Genomic DNA, 15,779 nt, shown 5'->3' with positions numbered 1-15,779 from the left:
CTCGTGGATCGCCGTCGGCGCCATCGTCAGACCGCCCCGCGGGAACGCAGCAGGGGGAGCTGCTCGACGAGCCAGGGGCTGAAAGCGAAGGGGGCCGACGCGACGGCTGCGGCGAAGGCGGTCGGATCGACCCAGGCCCACTCCGCGACCTCGTCGGGATCGGGATCGATCGTGCCGCGGATACGGGCGGTGTGCACGGGGCAGATCTCGTTCTCGACGATGCCGCTCGCGTCGACGGCGCGGTACCGGTAGTCGGGCACGACGAGGGTGATGTCCGTCACGTCGAGGCCGAGCTCCTCGCGGGCCCGCCGTGCGACGGCATCCGCCATCTCCTCGCCGGGTCGCGGGTGCCCGCAGAAGCTGTTGGTCCAGACGCCCGGCCAGGTGCGCTTGGCGAGCGCGCGGCGCGTCACGAGCAGCCGTCCGTCGTCGTCGATCACGTGGCAGGAGAAGGCCAGATGCAGGGGAGTGTCGGTGGTGTGCACGTCCGCCTTCGCGATCACGCCGATCGCGATCCCCTCGGGGGAGAGGAGGGTGACCTCGTCCATGCAGTGTGCCTCCTCGGTCTCGCCGGCGCCTATCGGATTTCGCTAGCTTGGCTAATTATCAACATAACATGAATCCAATGGTGTGTAGCATGATGGCATGAACGACGGAGCCGGCGCCAGCCCCCTGCCGGGGGCCGGCTCGGGCGTGCCCACCGTGCGCGGTGAGATCTCGCCCGACGGGCTCGCGCACGCGGCCATCTACGACGTCGAGGCGAGCGACCCGCGCAGCGCGCTGATCGACCGCACCGGAGTGGCGCCCGAGGACCTGAGGCAGATCGCGTCGCTGATGGGTGCTCTCGGAGAGCTGCGCGATGCGGAGCAGAAGCTGTCGCTCGCGTCGCGGCGCTACATGCGCCTGAACGACACCGACATGCGGGCGCTGCACTATCTGATCGTGTGCGCGAACCGCGGGGCCGTGGCCACTCCGGGCGGGATCGCCACGCACCTGGGCATCTCGACGGCGTCGACGACGAAGCTGCTCGATCGGCTGGAGAAGGGCGGGCACATCGTGCGCTCACCTCATCCGACGGATCGCCGGGCGCTGGCGATAACGATCACGGCGGAGACCCGGCGTGCGGCCATGGACACGGTGGGCGCGCAGCAGGCGAAGAGGTTCTATGCGGCGGCGCGGCTCACCGCCGAGGAGCGCGATGTCGTGATCCGGTTCCTCACCGACATGGCGCAGGAGATCGCGCTCCGGGATGAGCCGTGGGCCCAGGCCGGAGACGCGACCTCCGAGTGAGTCAGTGCGCGGCGTTGTACGCCTCGACGACCGGTGCGGGGATACGGCCGCGCTCCGACAGCGAGTAGCCGTTGTCGTTCGCCCAGGCGCGGATGGCCGCGACCTCGGGGTTGCGGGATGCCCGCTTGCGGGGCGACGCCGATCGCGACGACGACCGAGGTGCCGCTGCGGACCCGGCTCGTCGGCCGGCGGAGATGTAGGGCTCGAATGCGGCGCGCAATTCCTCCGCGTGCGCGCCGTTGAGGTCGATCTCGTAGGAGGCGCCATTCAACGAGAAATGCACGGTCTCGCCTTCGCCGACCTCCAGGACGCTGCCGTCGATATCATCGACCAGCTGATGCACGATTCTTCTTGCCATGAAAGCGACGATACCGCCAGTGGCGAATTGCGCCAATGACATTTCGCCGCAATTCGTATCGCCAGCCGCCGTCGGAATGCGATCGGATCAGGGGAGCAGTCCCGCTCGCCGCGCTTTCGCCACGGCCGCATGCCTCGTCGAGGCGTCGAGCTTCGACATCGCGGTTCCGAGATACGCCTTCACGGTGCCCTCGCGCAATCCCAGCTGAGTCGCGATCTCGGCGTTGGTCGCCCCCAGCGCGGCGCACGCGAGCACGTCCGTCTCGCGCCGCGACAGGTGCACGGTCGGCACCGGGCCGGTCGCCGTCGCGGGGGTGTCGCCCGCGAGCGTGACGAGTCTGCTCTCGACCTGAGCGATGCGCGCGCGCAGGTCGGCGTCGTCCACGGACGCGGCGATGCTCCGGAGTTCGGCGAAGCTCTCGCGGAGCTCCTCCCGCTGCCGGGGCGCCACCCCCTCCGCGGCAGGAGTCGCCTCGCGCAGACGTCGGGCGACCTCGTCGCGGATGCGCAGCTCCTCCGCCACGGACTGCGCGACGCTCATGGCGGGCGCCGTCGTCACGCCGTCCTCGGGCGTCCGGTCCCACGCGCCGGCGTAGAGCACGCCGCGCGGGCGGCCGGCCACCACGATCGGCAGCGCGAGCAGCGTGCGCAGCCCTTCTCCGAGCACGAACACGTCGTAGTCGTGGGTGATCTGCTGGGAGGAGCCGTAGTCGTTGGTCATCCGCGGGCGCAGCTCGATCATCGCGCGTCCGCCGAGGCCCCGCTCCGGCCGTACCCGCAGTCCGTCGAGGCTGTGGGTGCGATTGCCCACGATGCTCGTGACGCTCACCACGCCCTCGTCGATCAGCCCGCCGAATGCCACGGGGAAGCGGGTGCGCTGAGCCAGCTCGCGCACCGCTCTGGCGACGAGCTCCGTCTCGGATTCGATTCCGGCCGCAGTGCTCACGACTACCTACTTTCGGGGGTGACGACGTCGTTCCCCGTTTCGTAGCGTCGACCCTACCACCCGCCCGGCACGACCGGGCGGGCCCGACGACCATGAGGCAAGGAGGCCCCATGACCGACCACACAACGGGCGATTCGGCAGGTGCGATCGATTACGTCGCCGTCGAGGAATCGCCACGATTCCGCACTCTCAAGAGAACGCAGAGATCGTTCATCTTCCCGCTCGCGGCGTTCTTCCTCGTCTGGTATTTCGTCTATGTCCTGCTCGCCGCATTCGCGACCGACTTCATGTCGCAGCGGGTGTGGGGAGACATCACGGTGGGCCTGCTCTTCGGCCTCGGCCAATTCGTGACGACATTCGCGATCACGATGGGATATGTCGCATTCGCGAATCGCCGGCTCGATCCGCTCGCGAGCGAGATCCGCGAGGACCTCGAGAAGGCGCAGGAGGGAGCATGAACGCGGAGAGCAATCCGATCCTCAACATCTCGATCTTCCTGGCCTTCGTCGCGGTGACGCTGTTCATCGTGATCCGCGCGAGCCGCAACAACAAGACCGCGGCCGACTACTACGCCGCCGGACGTTCGTTCACCGGACCGCAGAACGGCTTCGCGATCGCGGGCGACTACCTGTCGGCTGCGTCCTTCCTCGGCATCTGCGGGGCGATCGCGATCAACGGCTACGACGGCTTCCTCTACTCGATCGGGTTCCTCGTGGCCTGGCTGGTGGCGCTGCTGCTCGTGGCCGAGCTCATGCGCAACACGGGCAAGTTCACGATGGCGGACGTGCTGTCGTTCCGGCTCAAGCAGAAGCCGGTGCGGATGGCCGCAGCGATCACGACGCTCGCGGTGTGCTTCTTCTATCTGCTCGCGCAGATGGCGGGCGCCGGCGGGCTCGTGTCGCTGCTGCTCGGCATCGACGGACGCGTCGGCCAGTCGATCGTGATCGCCGTGGTGGGTCTGCTGATGATCGTCTACGTGCTGATCGGCGGCATGAAGGGCACGACCTGGGTGCAGATCGTGAAGGCGTTCCTGCTGATCGGCGGAGCCCTCGCGATGACGATCTGGGTGCTCGCGATCAACGGGTTCAACCTCAACACGCTGCTCGAGGCCGCGGTCGCGAACTCGGACAAGGGCGAGGCCATCCTCGGACCGGGTCTGCAGTACGGAGCGAACCCGTGGGACTTCCTGTCGCTCGGCATGGCGCTCGTGCTCGGCACGGCCGGTCTCCCGCACGTGCTGATGCGCTTCTACACGGTGCCGACGGCCAAGGAGGCGCGTCGATCGGTCGTGTGGGCGATCTGGCTGATCGGCGGGTTCTATCTGCTCACGCTCGTGCTGGGATACGGCGCCGGTGCGCTGGTCGGCGCCGACGTGATCGCCGCCGCGCCCGGCGGACCGAACTCGGCCGCGCCGCTGCTCGCGCTGCACCTCGGAGGACCCCTGCTGCTGGGCTTCATCTCGGCGGTGGCGTTCGCGACGATCCTCGCGGTCGTCGCGGGGCTCACCATCACCGCGGCCGCCTCGTTCGCGCACGACATCTATGCCAACGTCATCCAGAAGGGGAGGAAGGATGCGGAGGGCAAGCCCGTCGAGGCCGACCCGAACGCGGAGGTGCGCGTCGCACGACGGACGGTGATCGTGATCGGCATCCTCGCGATCGTGGGCGGTATCGGGGCGCAGGGGCAGAACATCGCGTTCCTCGTGGCTCTCGCCTTCGCTGTCGCAGCCTCGGCGAACCTCCCGACGATCCTCTACTCGCTCTTCTGGCGGAAGTTCACGACCCGCGGCGCGGTGTGGAGCATGTACGGCGGGCTCGGTGCGGCGATCATCCTGATCGTGCTGTCCCCGGTGTTCTCGGGATCGCCGACCTCGATGATCCCGGGCATCGACATCGTGCTGTGGCCGATGAACAACCCCGGCATCGTCTCGATCCCGCTCGGATTCCTGCTCGGCTGGCTGGGAACCGTGACCAGTCGGACGAAGGAGTCGCGCACGCTCGCCGCGGAGATGGAGGTGCGCTCGCTCACCGGGTTCGGAGCAGAGAAGGCGGTCGACCACTAGCGCGGTCGGCGACCGGACCGCGCTCCGCGGCACGAGGACCCCGACGGCCTACTCGTCGGGGTCCTCGTCGTCTTCCCACCCCGTCGCGGTCGCGCGGCGTCAGCGGTGCTTCTCGAGATCGAGCAGATAGCGCTTGCGCTCGGGGTGCGCGCCGTAGTGGCCGGGGGATCCGTCGGAGCGCACGACGCGGTGCACCGGGACGATGATCGAGAACGGGGTGTTGCGACAGGCCGTGCCCACGGCTCGGGCCGCCCCGGGATGGCCGGCCAGCGCGGCGACCTCCCCGTAGCTCGACGTCTCGCCCCACGGGATCGTCGTGATGGTCTGCAGCGCGTCGCGGGTGAATCCCTCGGCGAGGCGCCAGTCGAGTGCGAGGCGCTCGTGGAAGGCGACGGGGACGCCGTCGAAGTAGTCGTCGAGCAGTGCGACGAGCTCCTCGGCGGCGCCGGGGTCGGGCTCCGGAACCGCTCGGAGCCGCTGCGCGACGCCCTCGAGCAGCCAGGGAACCGAGGGGTCGTCGGCCTCGGAGAGATCGAAGCGGACGATGCCCTCGTCGGAGAAGACCGCGAGGGCGTCGCCGAAGGGCGTCGGAGCGAAGTCGTAGCGGAAGGTCATGCCTCCATCCTGGCGCCCAGCGCCGACGAACGGATGCGCGCGGCCCCGGTGCCCCGAGGCCCGGGGAGAACGAGTCGGGACCAGGTGCCGGTGGAGGAGGGGTCGCGAACCCGTCGCGGACCCCGAGACCGGCGGAATTGCGGTGAAACCCGCCCGGGATACCGCCGTCGCGGCGTGCCGCGCTTAGTGTGTGAGTTGTGTGGCGACGTGAAGGCAGATCTGCGGATGACGCAGCGACCGACGCCTCGGTGACCCTGGGAGAGCTGCACGACTCCGCATCCGGCGTCGAGGTCGCCCACGCCGCCGAAGCCGAGCGCACCCGTCTGCGCGCCGAGGCCGCCGACCTCGGCGGCTCCTCGCCGCTCGTGACCTTCCGCGACACGGTCGAATCCGGCATCGACATCTCGAAGGCGCACCCCGGAAGCCTGCCGCAGTTCATCACGGGCAAATCCACGCTGCTGTCCAACCTGTTCCGCGATGAGGTCGGGTTGCGCACCGCGCGTCTCGCGGCGGAGCGCATCACCGCCAAGAACACCGAGCTGCGCACCGTGCGCGGCATCGAAGCCGTGCATCTCGCCGTGGGCATCGCCGGGTGGCGCATCGGCGGCGCGGACTTCGCCGCCCCCGTGCTCCTGCGCCCGCTCGCCATCCGCCGCCATCACTCCGACTTCGAACTCAAGCTCCAGGGTGCGTTCGAGGTCAATCCGGAGCTCGTGCGCATCGCCCGCGAGCACTTCGGCATCACGATCGACGCCGAAGCCCTCGCCGCACTGGCGTACGACGGCGGGATCTTCAAGCCCCAGCCGGTCATCGACAGCCTCCGTGCCACCACACGCTCGATCGACACGTTCACCGTGCTGCCGCGCCTCGTCGTCTCGACGTTCGCCGATGTCGGCGGCGCCATGTCCCGCGACGGCTCGACGCTCGACCATCTCGTCCTCAACGCGCTCGCGGGGCACGTGGGCGACCGTGAGCAGGTCTCGGCCCGTCGACCGGCCCCGCACCACACGGGGCCCGACGATCGCGCTCCCGCATCCGACAACCTGCTTCTCGACGCGGATGCCGAGCAGGAGGCCGTGCTCGCGCGCATCGCCGCCGGTCACTCCCTCACCGTCGCCACACTGCCGGGCACGGGCGGCACCCAGACCGTGATCAACGCCCTGGGCGAGCTCGTCCGCGGCGGCAAGCGCGTGCTCGTCGTGTCCGCCCGTCGTTCGACGCTCGACGGCGTGCGCCACCGCCTCGCGGGCATCGGCCTCGACAGTCTCGCGGTGTCGCCGGCCAGCGTGCGCCGCGATCTCGTGCGGGCCATCGGCCGCAACGAGAAGGCGACGGCGCCCAAGGTGTCCGACGTCGACGATGCGCTCGTGCGGCTCCGCACGGTGCTGCGCGACTACCGTCGATCCCTCACGGCCCCCGTCGCCGGGACACGGGCCACGGTCCTCGACGCGACACGCCACCTGACCCGGCTCGCGTCGCTGCCGCATCCGCCGGCGACCACCGCGCGGCTGAGCTCCGAGACGCTGCGCCGTCTCGCGGACGATCGCGCCTCCGCGGCGGCGTCGCTCGCCCAGGCCGCGCGGCTCGGGGAGTTCCGCTTCGGCCCGGACGACTCGCCCTGGTACGGGGTGTCGTTCACGAGCACCGAGGCCGCACGCGCGGCGCATCAGCTCGCCGGACGTCTGCACTCCGACAGCGTGCCCGCGCTGCTCGAACGCGGCTATGCGCTGATCGCGCAGACGCACATGCGTCCCTTCGCCACGATCGACGAGCTCGGGGAGTACCTCCGCCTGCTCCAGGGCATCCGCGACTCGCTCGATCGCTTCAGCCCGACCGTCTTCGAGCGGCCGCTGGGCGAGCTGATCCAGGCCCACGGCTCCCGGCGGGACTCCGCCGGGATGTCGAGCGCGACGCGTCGTCGCCTCAAGCGTCTCGCGAAGGAGTACGTGCGCCCCGGGGTGCACGTGACCGAGATGCATGAGGCGCTCCTGCGCATCCAGACGCAGCGCACGCACTGGCAGCGCTGCGTCGAGGTCGGAGTCGCCCCCGAGATCCCGCTCGGTCTCGCCGACGTCTACGTCGCCTGGCAGCGCGTCGCGGCGGAGCTCGCCGAGCTCGACGTCGCCCTCGGGCGCCGCGAACCGCTGTCCACGCTGCCCGTCGCCCGCCTCGTGCGCACGCTCGCGGGTCTGGCCGCCAAGTCGGACGTGTTCGACAACCTCGTGGAGCGCGCCCGGCTGCGCGATCGTCTCGCCGACCTCGGACTCGAGCCGCTCCTCACCGAGCTCTCGGTGCGGCACGTCTCGGAGGACCGTGTCGGTGATGAGCTCGAGTTCGCGTGGTGGCAGTCGTTGCTCGAGCGCGCGCTGCAGGACGACCGGGCGCTGCTGGGGGCGAACACCGCCGTGGTCGACCGGCTCGAACGCGACTTCCGCCTCGTCGACGAGGCGCATGCCGCGATGGCGGGTCCTCTGCTCGCCTGGCAGCTGGCGAACCAGTGGAAGATCGCGATCGTCGACGAACCGCAGGAGTCGCAGCATCTGCGTCGTGCGCTGAAGCAGCCGACGACCACGACCGCCGAGATCGTCAGCGCGGCGCCGACCCTGGTCGACGTGCTCGCGCCGGTGTGGATCTCGTCGCCGTACCTCGTGCCCCAGATCCCCGACTCCGTCGAGTTCGACGCGGTGCTGCTCGTCGACGCCGCCGCGATCAATCTCGCCGAGGCGGCGCCGGCGATCCGTCGCGCGCGCCAGGTCGTCGCGTTCGGCGACCCCGTGACGCAGCGGCCGACGCCCTTCCACGTCGCCGTCGATCCGAGCGTCGAGTGGGAGCCCGAGGTCGCCTTCGACGACGCCTCGGTGTTCGAGCGGCTCTCCGAGCTTCTCCCCGTGATGACCCTGACCCGCAGCTACCGCGCGGGCGGCGAGGACCTGGCCGAGCTCATCAACGACGCGTTCTACGGCGGAGAGATCGTCTCGCTGCCGTGGGCGGGCTCGTATCTCGGCCGTGGCAGCCTGACCGTCGACTACGTGGAGGGCGGCACCGGCGCGCCCGACCCGATCTCGGGTGCGGTCGAGAGCCCGGATGCGGAGGTCGCCCGCGTGGTGACGCTCGTGGTCGAGCACGCCGTGCACCGTCCGGACGAGTCGCTCATGGTCGTGACCGCGAGTCGCCGTCACGCCGAGCGCGTGCGCGCAGCCGTGACCTCGGCGTTCGCCGGACGATCGGACGTCGCTGATTTCGTCGGACGCGACACGGCGGAGCCCTTCGCGGTGCTCACGCTGGAGGAGTCGGTCGCCGAGAGCCGTGACCGCGTCATCCTGTCCCTCGGCTTCGGGCTCACGAAGCACGGTCGCGTGCTCAGCGACTTCGGCGACCTGTCCACGCCCGACGGCGAGCGTCTGCTCACGGTCGGGATGACGCGCGCGCGGCGCTCGATGGTGATCGTATCGTCGATCCGGCCGTCGGCATTCGACGACGGCCGCCTCGAGTTCGGCGCGGCGACGCTCATGTCGATCCTCGGCGGTCTCGCGGCGCGCGGCAGGGAGGCCCGGCTCGAGGATCTCGCGGACCCGCTGACCCTGGCGCTCGCACGCGAGCTGCGACGCCTCGGCGCCGCGGTCGACGTCGACTACCGCGGGCTCCTGCCGCTCGTCGCGCAGCACGACGGCAAGGCGGTCGTGATCGAGTCCGACCCCGAGACCCGAGGCGAGTCGCTGCGCGAGACGCTGCGCCTGCGTCCGCATGTGCTCCGCCGTCTCGGATGGCATTACGTGCGCGTGCACGCGTTCGATCTCTACAGCGACCCCGCCACGGCGGCGACGCGGATCGCCGGCGTCCTGGGCATCTCGCCGTCGGCTGTGCGCGCCGAGGACGACACGCAGCCGATCGACATCGTCGATCCGCGTCATGACTGACGATCCGCGGCAGCCGTCGACCTCGGACGCGCGGCAGAAGGTCGAGCGTGTGCGAGGGTCCCGCCGGGCGCGGCTCACGCCGGTGGAGGGGACAGACACGACCCCCGAGACGGCGGAACGGCGGGAGCCGCCGGCATCCGGTCCCCGGGGGCCCAAGGGCCCCAACGACGATCGGATGCTCGGCGACGTCCCGCCGCACTACTGACGGAGCGGATGCTCCGTCGCGGCGTCAGCCGCGCGCGGCCTCGTCCCGCGCGGCGTTGCGTGCGAGCAGGTCGCGGATCTCGACGAGCAGCTCGGCCTCGGTCGCGGCGGCGGGCTCCTCCTCCGGCTCCTCGGCGGGGGTGCCCTTGCGGGCCTCGACGTGCTTCTTGAACGTGTTCATCGGCAGGACGAACACGAAGTACACGACGGCGGCGACGGCGAGGAAGCTGATGATCGCCGAGATGAGGTCGCCGATCGGGAAGGTGACCTTCTCGCCGTAGATGTTCGTGATCTGCGGGCCGAAGCCGCCGGCGGCGTCAGCCTGGAAGAACAGGGCCACGAGCGGATTGATGACGCTGTTCACGACGGCGGTGACGATCGCGGTGAACGCGGAGCCGATGACGACGGCGACGGCCAGGTCGATGACGTTCCCGCGGAGCAGGAAGTCCTTGAAGCCCTTGAGCATGAGATTCTCCGTTCGGTCGGTGTGAGCGGGGGATGGTCAGGACGAGGATGCCGCGGCAGGGGTCGAACTGCTCGATGACGCAGTCGAAGAGGTGCCGCTCGCCGGTGACGTGCTCGATGAGGAGTCCTTCTTCGCGGCCGCCCCGCTGCCCGACCCGCCGCGCGAGTCGGTGCGGTAGAAACCGGAGCCGTTGAAGGTGACTCCGATCGACCCGTACTGCTTGCGCAGCTCGCCGCCGCACTCGGGGCAGACGGTCAGCGCGTCGTCGGAGAAGCTCTGGACGGCGTCGAAGGCGTGGCCGCAGGAGCGGCAGGCGTAGGCGTAGGTGGGCATGGGTCCTCGGGTGTGTCAGCGTCGCTCGGGCGACAGGAGAAGAGTGCGGGTGGGGGTGACGACGCCCGTGACGGGCTGGTCGTGCACCTCTCTCGGCAGGGAGTCGAGCACCTCGGAATCATAGAGGACCGCGTAGACGGGAGGGCACTTCTCCATGGATCCGATGGTCTTGTCGAAGTATCCGCGTCCCCATCCCATGCGCATGCCCGTGCGGTCGACCGCCGCCGCGGGGATGATCATGAGGTCGACGTCGTTCACGGCGATGGGGCCGAGCACCTCGCCGGTCGGCTCCGGAAGACCGTACAGCCCCTCGGAGATCTCGTCGTCGTCCGTCGCGACGGCCCAGTCGAGCAGACCGTCGCCGCGGGTGACGGGGAGCAGGACGCGGATGCCGCGCTGCACCGCCGCGCGGACGAAGTCCCGCGTACCCGGCTCGGTCGTGGTCGAGAGGAAGCAGGAGATCGATTCCGCGCCCAGGTCGGCGATCAGGTCGTCCAGGCGTCCGGCGATCGCGGACGCCGCACTCTCGCGCTGCGCCTCGCTCAGCAGCTGGCGCCGCTCCCGGAGCTCGGCGCGGAGGGCGCGCTTCTCGTGCTCGACGTCGTTCGACATGCCTCCGAGTCTACGGCGGCGGCCCCGGTAGGCTGTGAGGATGGGCCATCAGAAGATCAAAGCCGTCATCCCCGCCGCAGGACTGGGCACGCGATTCCTGCCTGCGACGAAGGCGATGCCGAAGGAGATGCTGCCCGTCGTCGACAAGCCGGCGATCCAGTACGTCGTCGAGGAGGCGGCCAACGCCGGCATCGAGGACATCCTCGTGATCATCGGGCGCAACAAGAACGCGATCTCGAACCACTTCGACTCGGTCCCCGAGCTCGAGGTCAAGCTCATGGAGAAGGGCGACACCGGTCGTCTCGAGCGCGTCATGAAGTCGAGCGACCTCGCCGACATCCACTTCGTCCGTCAGGGAGAGCCCAAGGGGCTCGGCCACGCCGTGCTGCGTGCGCGCACCCACGTCGGCGACAGCTCGTTCGCGGTGCTCCTGGGCGACGACCTCATGGACGAGCGCGACCCGCTGCTCACGGAGATGATCGCCGAGCACGAGCGCACCGGTGCAGCCGTGATCGCGCTCATGGAGGTCGACCCCGCCAGCATCCACATGTACGGCGCCGCCGCGGTCGAGGAGATCGAGGGATCGGACGCCGTGCGCGTCACGGGCCTGGTCGAGAAGCCCGCGCAGGAGGATGCGCCGTCCAACCTCGCGATCATCGGGCGCTATGTGCTCCCGGCCTCGATCTTCGACGTCCTCGAGCGCACGGAGCCGGGCAAGGGCGGCGAGATCCAGCTCACCGACGCGCTGCAGGAGCTCGCGACCGACCCCGAGGGGCCGGGGGTCGTGGGAGTGATCTTCCGCGGACGCCGCTACGACACCGGTGACCGCGTCGACTACATCAAGGCGATCGTGCAGCTCGCCTCCGACCGCGAGGACCTCGGCCCCGAACTGCGCCCGTGGCTCAAGGAGTTCGCGGAACGCCTGTAGGCGGCACGCGGCGTCGGGGCGCGGAGATGGATCAGTCCACGGGGATGCGGCACGGCGCGATCGAGCTGCGCCTGGTGCGCTCGCGCGATGCGCGTCCCCTGCAGCACGAGCTGCTGTCGAACCGGGCGTGGCTGCAGCCGTGGGAGGCCACCGTGCCCTACGGCTCCGTCTCCTTCGACATGCGCCTCAGCATCCGTCGTCTGCTGCAGCAGTACCGCGACGGTGCCGGCTACCCGTTCGTCATGGAGCACGACGGCGAGATCGCCGGTCAGCTGAACGTGTGGGGCGTCGCCCGCGGGTCGCTGTGCTCCGCCACGATCGGCTACTGGGTGAGCGAGCGCTTCGCCGGGAGGGGCATCACCCCGACCGCGGTGGCCCTCGCGACGGACGCGTGCTTCACGGAGTACGGGCTGCACCGCATGGAGATCTGCATCCGACCCGAGAACGCCGCGAGCCTGCGCGTGGTGCAGAAGCTCGGCTTCCGCTACGAGGGGCTCCGCCGGCGCTACATCCACATCGACGGGGACTGGCGGGACCACTACGCGTTCGCCCTGACTCGCGAGGACGTGCCGCAGGGCGTCCTCGCACGCTGGCTCAACGGCCAGGTGCCCGTGCACGCGGCGGACGTGCCGCCGACGGATCGTCTCACGATCTGAGGCGGACCGCGCCGCGACACGCGCCCCGGCTGCACGGTCTGGGGTTCGCTGTTCCCGTACCGTTGTCGACATGGACGGGCCGGTGCTGAGCGGGGGAGTGATCGTGCTCGTCGCCGTGCTCCTGTGGCTGCTCTACCTGCTGCCGTCCTGGCGTGGACGCTTCCAGTACGATGCCGCCGAACGCAACGCCGTGCGACTCAACCAGGCGCTGCGTGTGCTCGCCGAGACGAGCGAGACCCCGGACGAGGTGCGTCTGGAGCTCAACGCCCGCACGGCACTCGCGCAGCAGAAGCTCGCCAAACGGCTGCAGTCCGAGAAGGAGGCGGCCGAGCTCGTCGTGCTCCGGCAGCAGCTCGCCGCGGCGAAGGCCGATCCGGTCGTGCGTCAGGCGCGTGCGCGCAGACGTGTGCGGGTGACCGCCACCGGGCTCCTGGTGGTCGGCCTGGCCGTCGCCGGGCTCGGCGTCTGGCAGCTCGTCGTCGCGCAGACCCAGATCCTCGTGTGGCTGGGCGGAGCCGTCATCGTCGCGGCCGCCCTGCTGCTGCAGCGGATGGCGTCGGTGGCCCGCCGCGCCGTGCGCCGGACCGTCGTCGGCGAGAAGCCGGTCGAGGAGCGCGTCTCGCCGCCTCTGCACGACCAGGGACCCGCCACGTGGACGCCTCGTCCGCTCCCCGAGCCCCTCGTGTCGGTCGCCGGCTCCCGAGCGCAGGTCGCCCGAGCCGAGATCGACGCCCAGCAGGAGATGCGCAAGGCCGCACGGCTCGCCGAGCTGCGGGAACGCGCCGAGCGGATGGCTCCTGCCGCGCCGGTGCGCATCCCCGCGCCGGCGGCGGAGAAGCCCGCACCGTCGCCCTACGCGGCGATGGGGTTCGTCGACGACGCCGAGATCGAGGCGCACGTCCGCGACCTCCTCGCGCGCCGCGCCGCCGGGTGACCGTCGCGGCGCGGACACCTCCTCGGGCGTGATAACGTTGAACACATCACGGGCCTATGGCGCAGTTGGTAGCGCGCCTCGTTCGCATCGAGGAGGTCAGGGGTTCGAATCCCCTTAGGTCCACCCGTGAGAAGGTCCCCCGAGAGCAGCAGCCCGGGGGACCTTCTCGTCTCTCGGGTCAGCGCGCGGCGAGGCCGGCGAGGAGCTCGAGCACGCACAGCGCGGCGAGTCGGACGGTGCGTGCGTCCTCGGCATCCGCGGTGGCGTCCACCTCGGCGAGGTCGGCGCTCACGATGCGCGGATCCGTCGCGATCGCCCGCGTGAGCGCGCGCAGCTCCCACGCGGCGAAGCCGCCGGGGACGCTCGCGGGGCAGCCGGGAGCGACGGAGCGGTCGCACGCGTCCACGTCGATGTCGAGGTGCACGCGCGAGTCGCTGCCGCCGCCCGCGATCTCCAGGGCCTCGGCGACGACGTCGGCGATGCCGCGCCGACGCACCTCGTCGAGGGTGATCACGCGGATGCCCCACTCGGCGGCGCGGCGGGCGTAGGCGGCGGAGTTCGCGAAGTCCGCGATCCCGATCTGCACGATGCGGGTCGGGTCGATCCGCTCGGTGCCGACGGCGGCGGCGACGGGAGCGTCCTCGACGAGACGCCGCACGGGGGTGCCGTTCGAGACGCCGTCGCGCAGGTCGAAGTGGGCGTCGATCGTGATCAGTCCCGTGGCACGCGAGCCCAGGGCCACCGGGTACGTGAGGGAGTTGTCGCCGCCCAGCGCGATCACGAGGCGAGAGGCATCGGACAGCTCTCGCACGCGCGTGATGGCGGCAGCCTCGCCCTCGTCGCCGTCGGGCTCGACCACGTCGCCCGCGTCGGCGATCCGCAGGACCTCGTCGAGGTCGATCCGCGGCGGCCCGAGGAGCGTGGAGCCGTAGCGGGGGAGCGCCTCGCGGATCGCCGCCGGAGTCGCGTGCGCGCCGGTCGGCGACAGCGAGGTGCGCCACGTCGGCACGCCGAGCAGCACGGCGTCGACCTCGCCGTCGGGAGCGGGCCAGTTTCCGGTGCGCGGCCAGAGCGGGTCGTGAGAGAGCGCCATGCGCGTGCCTCCTGTGTCAGGCCCCGGGGATCAGGGCGTGGGCGACGGTGAAGATCGCGAGACCGGCGAGGGCGCCGACGACCGTGCCGTTGAGACGGATGTACTGCAGGTCGCGGCCGACCATGAGCTCGATCTTCTCGGTGGTCTCGGCGGGGTCCCAGCGCTCGACCGTGTCGGTGATGATCGACGCGATGTCGTGCCGGTACCGGTCGACGAGGAAGACCGCGGCGTCGGAGACCCAGGTGTCCACGCGGCGCTGCAACGCGGCATCCGTGGTCAGCCTCTCGCCGACTTCCTGCAGAGCCTGGGCGGCACGCGTGCGCAGTCCGCTCTGCGGGTCGGCGAGAGCCGTCAGCAGACCGTTCTTGGCGGTGTTCCAGGCCTCGGCGGCGAGGGCGCCCACACGGGGGCTGTCGAAGAGAGAGGCCTTGGCGTTCTCGAGCTTGGCGCGGGTCGCAGGGTCGTGCTGCAGGCTGTCGGCCAGGCGCGACAGGTAGCCGTCGACCGCGAGGCGGGCCGGATGCCGCGGATCTGCCTGCACGGCTCGCACGAACTTGACGGCCTCGTTGTAGGCCGTGTCGTCGACGAAGCGATGCGCGAGCTTGGGCACCCAGCCGGGCAGGCGCCGGGAGATGAGTCCGGAGAACGAGGCGGCGTTCGCGTCGAGCCAGCGCCCGATGCTGTCGGCGGCGAGGTCGACGGCGCCGTGATGTGCGTCGGCCTCCACGATCTTCTCGAGCCAGGCGCCGGCGGGCGGGCCCCACTCGGGGGAGACGAGGTGCTCGCGCGCGAGGTCGGTGATGAGGTCGCGCACGTCGTCGTCGCTGAGCGCGTTGAGGACGGCGGTCGCGATGGTCGAGCCCTCGGCGGCGACGCGCTCGGCGTGGGCGGGCTCGCGGAGCCACTCACCGGCGCGCTGCGCGATCGCGGTGCTGGAGAGCTTGGTGCGCACGACCTCGCCCTCGAGGAAGTTCGTCTCCACGAACTCGCCGAGCGAGCGACCGATCTCGTCCTTGCGGCTCGGGATGATCGCGGTGTGCGGGATGGGCAGCCCGAGCGGGCGGCGGAACAGGGCGGTGACGGCGAACCAGTCCGCGAGGGCGCCGACCATGCCGCCCTCGGCCGCGGCGCGCACGTAGCCCAGCCACGGCTGACGCTCCTGCAGCCAGAACGCGATCACGAACAGCACGGCCATGAAGATCAGGGCGCCGAGCGCCACGGCCTTCATGCGACGCAGCGCGAGGCGTCGCTCCTGGTCGGCGGGGGAGAGCAGCGCCATCGGTGTTCGCGGCATGACGTCATCCTTTCACGCGCGGCTGTCCGCGAGCCTCCGTGCCGGCATCCCGCGTCTCGTCGGCCAGACACG

17 protein-coding genes and 1 tRNA gene are annotated in these 15,779 nt (G+C 70.7%); 9 read left to right on the top strand and 9 right to left on the bottom strand.

What is annotated here, in order from left to right; all coding sequences use genetic code 11:
* Nucleotides 1-26: 26 nt before the first annotated feature.
* Entirely contained in the window at nucleotides 27-548 is a 522-nt protein-coding gene (gene idi, locus ACIPY8_RS11845) for an isopentenyl-diphosphate Delta-isomerase (protein WP_400818307.1), read from the bottom strand.
* Nucleotides 549-645: 97 nt separating this feature from the next.
* Between idi and ACIPY8_RS11840 the strand changes: the two genes are divergently transcribed.
* The gene (locus tag ACIPY8_RS11840; protein WP_400818305.1) at nucleotides 646-1,290 is read left to right on the top strand and encodes a MarR family winged helix-turn-helix transcriptional regulator; all 645 of its coding nucleotides are present in this window, start codon (nucleotides 646-648) and stop codon (nucleotides 1,288-1,290) included.
* 1 nt (nucleotide 1,291) lies between these two features.
* Here the strand turns inward: ACIPY8_RS11840 and ACIPY8_RS11835 are convergent, their stop codons facing one another.
* Together ACIPY8_RS11835 and ACIPY8_RS11830 are read right to left on the bottom strand one after the other, a co-directional pair.
* Nucleotides 1,292-1,648: an Lsr2 family protein gene (locus tag ACIPY8_RS11835; RefSeq protein ID WP_400818303.1), complete on the bottom strand. Its 357-nt coding sequence runs from the start codon at nucleotides 1,646-1,648 to the stop codon at nucleotides 1,292-1,294.
* An 87-nt stretch (nucleotides 1,649-1,735) separates the two neighbouring features.
* Nucleotides 1,736-2,593: a LuxR C-terminal-related transcriptional regulator gene (locus ACIPY8_RS11830; protein WP_400818301.1), complete on the bottom strand. Its 858-nt coding sequence runs from the start codon at nucleotides 2,591-2,593 to the stop codon at nucleotides 1,736-1,738.
* A 110-nt stretch (nucleotides 2,594-2,703) separates the two neighbouring features.
* On the opposite strand from ACIPY8_RS11830, the gene ACIPY8_RS11825 reads away from it, so the two are divergent.
* Together ACIPY8_RS11825 and ACIPY8_RS11820 are read left to right on the top strand one after the other, a co-directional pair.
* On the top strand, nucleotides 2,704-3,051 hold the full coding sequence (locus tag ACIPY8_RS11825) for a DUF485 domain-containing protein (protein ID WP_400818299.1): 348 nt from the start codon (nucleotides 2,704-2,706) through the stop codon (nucleotides 3,049-3,051).
* Nucleotides 3,048-4,655, top strand: a complete 1,608-nt coding sequence (locus ACIPY8_RS11820) for a cation acetate symporter (RefSeq protein ID WP_400818297.1) — start codon at nucleotides 3,048-3,050, stop codon at nucleotides 4,653-4,655. The genes ACIPY8_RS11825 and ACIPY8_RS11820 overlap by 4 nt, the downstream gene beginning before the upstream one ends.
* Before the next feature lie 99 nt (nucleotides 4,656-4,754).
* On the opposite strand, the gene ACIPY8_RS11815 is transcribed toward ACIPY8_RS11820, so the two are convergent.
* The gene (locus ACIPY8_RS11815; RefSeq protein ID WP_400818294.1) at nucleotides 4,755-5,270 is read right to left on the bottom strand and encodes a methylated-DNA--[protein]-cysteine S-methyltransferase; all 516 of its coding nucleotides are present in this window, start codon (nucleotides 5,268-5,270) and stop codon (nucleotides 4,755-4,757) included.
* Between the two features lie 248 nt (nucleotides 5,271-5,518).
* Between ACIPY8_RS11815 and ACIPY8_RS11810 the strand changes: the two genes are divergently transcribed.
* Both ACIPY8_RS11810 and ACIPY8_RS11805 read left to right on the top strand, forming a co-directional pair.
* Nucleotides 5,519-9,187 (top strand): AAA family ATPase, encoded by a 3,669-nt coding sequence (locus ACIPY8_RS11810; protein WP_400818292.1) that lies wholly within the window; start codon nucleotides 5,519-5,521, stop codon nucleotides 9,185-9,187.
* Nucleotides 9,180-9,392, top strand: coding sequence for a hypothetical protein (locus tag ACIPY8_RS11805; protein WP_400818290.1), 213 nt, complete (start codon nucleotides 9,180-9,182; stop codon nucleotides 9,390-9,392). Before ACIPY8_RS11810 ends, ACIPY8_RS11805 begins: the two co-directional genes overlap by 8 nt.
* Nucleotides 9,393-9,416: 24 nt before the next feature.
* Here the strand turns inward: ACIPY8_RS11805 and mscL are convergent, their stop codons facing one another.
* From mscL to ACIPY8_RS11790, 3 genes are read right to left on the bottom strand one after another with little or no spacing between them, the layout of a single operon-like run.
* Complete coding sequence (mscL, locus tag ACIPY8_RS11800; RefSeq protein ID WP_400818288.1) at nucleotides 9,417-9,857, bottom strand: large conductance mechanosensitive channel protein MscL; 441 nt, start codon at nucleotides 9,855-9,857, stop codon at nucleotides 9,417-9,419.
* Nucleotides 9,858-9,893: 36 nt separating this feature from the next.
* Nucleotides 9,894-10,190, bottom strand: coding sequence for an FmdB family zinc ribbon protein (locus ACIPY8_RS11795; protein ID WP_400818285.1), 297 nt, complete (start codon nucleotides 10,188-10,190; stop codon nucleotides 9,894-9,896).
* A gap of 15 nt (nucleotides 10,191-10,205) precedes the next feature.
* Entirely contained in the window at nucleotides 10,206-10,802 is a 597-nt protein-coding gene (locus ACIPY8_RS11790; protein WP_400818282.1) for a 5-formyltetrahydrofolate cyclo-ligase, read from the bottom strand.
* Nucleotides 10,803-10,842: 40 nt separating this feature from the next.
* Between ACIPY8_RS11790 and galU the strand changes: the two genes are divergently transcribed.
* The 4 genes from galU (at nucleotide 10,843) to ACIPY8_RS11770 (ending at nucleotide 13,443) form a co-directional block, all read left to right on the top strand.
* Nucleotides 10,843-11,730, top strand: a complete 888-nt coding sequence (gene galU / locus ACIPY8_RS11785; protein WP_400818279.1) for a UTP--glucose-1-phosphate uridylyltransferase GalU — start codon at nucleotides 10,843-10,845, stop codon at nucleotides 11,728-11,730.
* Between the two features lie 26 nt (nucleotides 11,731-11,756).
* A complete protein-coding gene (locus ACIPY8_RS11780; RefSeq protein WP_400818277.1) occupies nucleotides 11,757-12,386 on the top strand; it encodes a GNAT family N-acetyltransferase in 630 nt (209 codons plus the stop codon).
* A gap of 70 nt (nucleotides 12,387-12,456) precedes the next feature.
* Nucleotides 12,457-13,320: a hypothetical protein gene (locus tag ACIPY8_RS11775; protein ID WP_400818274.1), complete on the top strand. Its 864-nt coding sequence runs from the start codon at nucleotides 12,457-12,459 to the stop codon at nucleotides 13,318-13,320.
* Between the two features lie 50 nt (nucleotides 13,321-13,370).
* Nucleotides 13,371-13,443 (top strand) — tRNA-Ala (locus tag ACIPY8_RS11770).
* 55 nt (nucleotides 13,444-13,498) lie between these two features.
* Here the strand turns inward: ACIPY8_RS11770 and ACIPY8_RS11765 are convergent.
* Nucleotides 13,499-14,413 carry an agmatinase family protein gene (locus ACIPY8_RS11765; RefSeq protein WP_400818272.1) on the bottom strand — a complete coding sequence of 305 codons (915 nt, stop codon included), beginning with the start codon at nucleotides 14,411-14,413 and terminating at the stop codon, nucleotides 13,499-13,501.
* 16 nt (nucleotides 14,414-14,429) lie between these two features.
* The gene (locus ACIPY8_RS11760; RefSeq protein ID WP_400818269.1) at nucleotides 14,430-15,707 is read right to left on the bottom strand and encodes a DUF445 domain-containing protein; all 1,278 of its coding nucleotides are present in this window, start codon (nucleotides 15,705-15,707) and stop codon (nucleotides 14,430-14,432) included.
* Nucleotides 15,708-15,779: the final 72 nt, after the last annotated feature.

Origin of the sequence: Microbacterium sp. NPDC089696 (genome assembly GCF_044749125.1) — a bacterium.
Classification (GTDB): domain Bacteria; phylum Actinomycetota; class Actinomycetes; order Actinomycetales; family Microbacteriaceae; genus Microbacterium.
This window is presented reverse-complemented; position numbering and strand designations above follow the sequence as displayed.

Bases quoted from the DNA above. Each gene is read 5' to 3' on its own strand.
- idi (WP_400818307.1), bottom strand. From the start codon at position 548: ATGGACGAGGTCACCCTCCTCTCCCCCGAGGGGATCGCGATCGGCGTG.
- ACIPY8_RS11840 (WP_400818305.1), top strand. From the start codon at position 646: ATGAACGACGGAGCCGGCGCCAGCCCCCTGCCGGGGGCCGGCTCGGGC.
- ACIPY8_RS11835 (WP_400818303.1), bottom strand. From the start codon at position 1,648: ATGGCAAGAAGAATCGTGCATCAGCTGGTCGATGATATCGACGGCAGC.
- ACIPY8_RS11825 (WP_400818299.1), top strand. From the start codon at position 2,704: ATGACCGACCACACAACGGGCGATTCGGCAGGTGCGATCGATTACGTC.
- ACIPY8_RS11820 (WP_400818297.1), top strand. From the start codon at position 3,048: ATGAACGCGGAGAGCAATCCGATCCTCAACATCTCGATCTTCCTGGCC.
- ACIPY8_RS11815 (WP_400818294.1), bottom strand. From the start codon at position 5,270: ATGACCTTCCGCTACGACTTCGCTCCGACGCCCTTCGGCGACGCCCTC.
- ACIPY8_RS11805 (WP_400818290.1), top strand. From the start codon at position 9,180: ATGACTGACGATCCGCGGCAGCCGTCGACCTCGGACGCGCGGCAGAAG.
- mscL (WP_400818288.1), bottom strand. From the start codon at position 9,857: ATGCTCAAGGGCTTCAAGGACTTCCTGCTCCGCGGGAACGTCATCGAC.
- ACIPY8_RS11795 (WP_400818285.1), bottom strand. From the start codon at position 10,190: ATGCCCACCTACGCCTACGCCTGCCGCTCCTGCGGCCACGCCTTCGAC.
- ACIPY8_RS11790 (WP_400818282.1), bottom strand. From the start codon at position 10,802: ATGTCGAACGACGTCGAGCACGAGAAGCGCGCCCTCCGCGCCGAGCTC.
- galU (WP_400818279.1), top strand. From the start codon at position 10,843: ATGGGCCATCAGAAGATCAAAGCCGTCATCCCCGCCGCAGGACTGGGC.
- ACIPY8_RS11780 (WP_400818277.1), top strand. From the start codon at position 11,757: ATGGATCAGTCCACGGGGATGCGGCACGGCGCGATCGAGCTGCGCCTG.
- ACIPY8_RS11775 (WP_400818274.1), top strand. From the start codon at position 12,457: ATGGACGGGCCGGTGCTGAGCGGGGGAGTGATCGTGCTCGTCGCCGTG.
- ACIPY8_RS11765 (WP_400818272.1), bottom strand. From the start codon at position 14,413: ATGGCGCTCTCTCACGACCCGCTCTGGCCGCGCACCGGAAACTGGCCC.
- ACIPY8_RS11760 (WP_400818269.1), bottom strand. From the start codon at position 15,707: ATGCCGCGAACACCGATGGCGCTGCTCTCCCCCGCCGACCAGGAGCGA.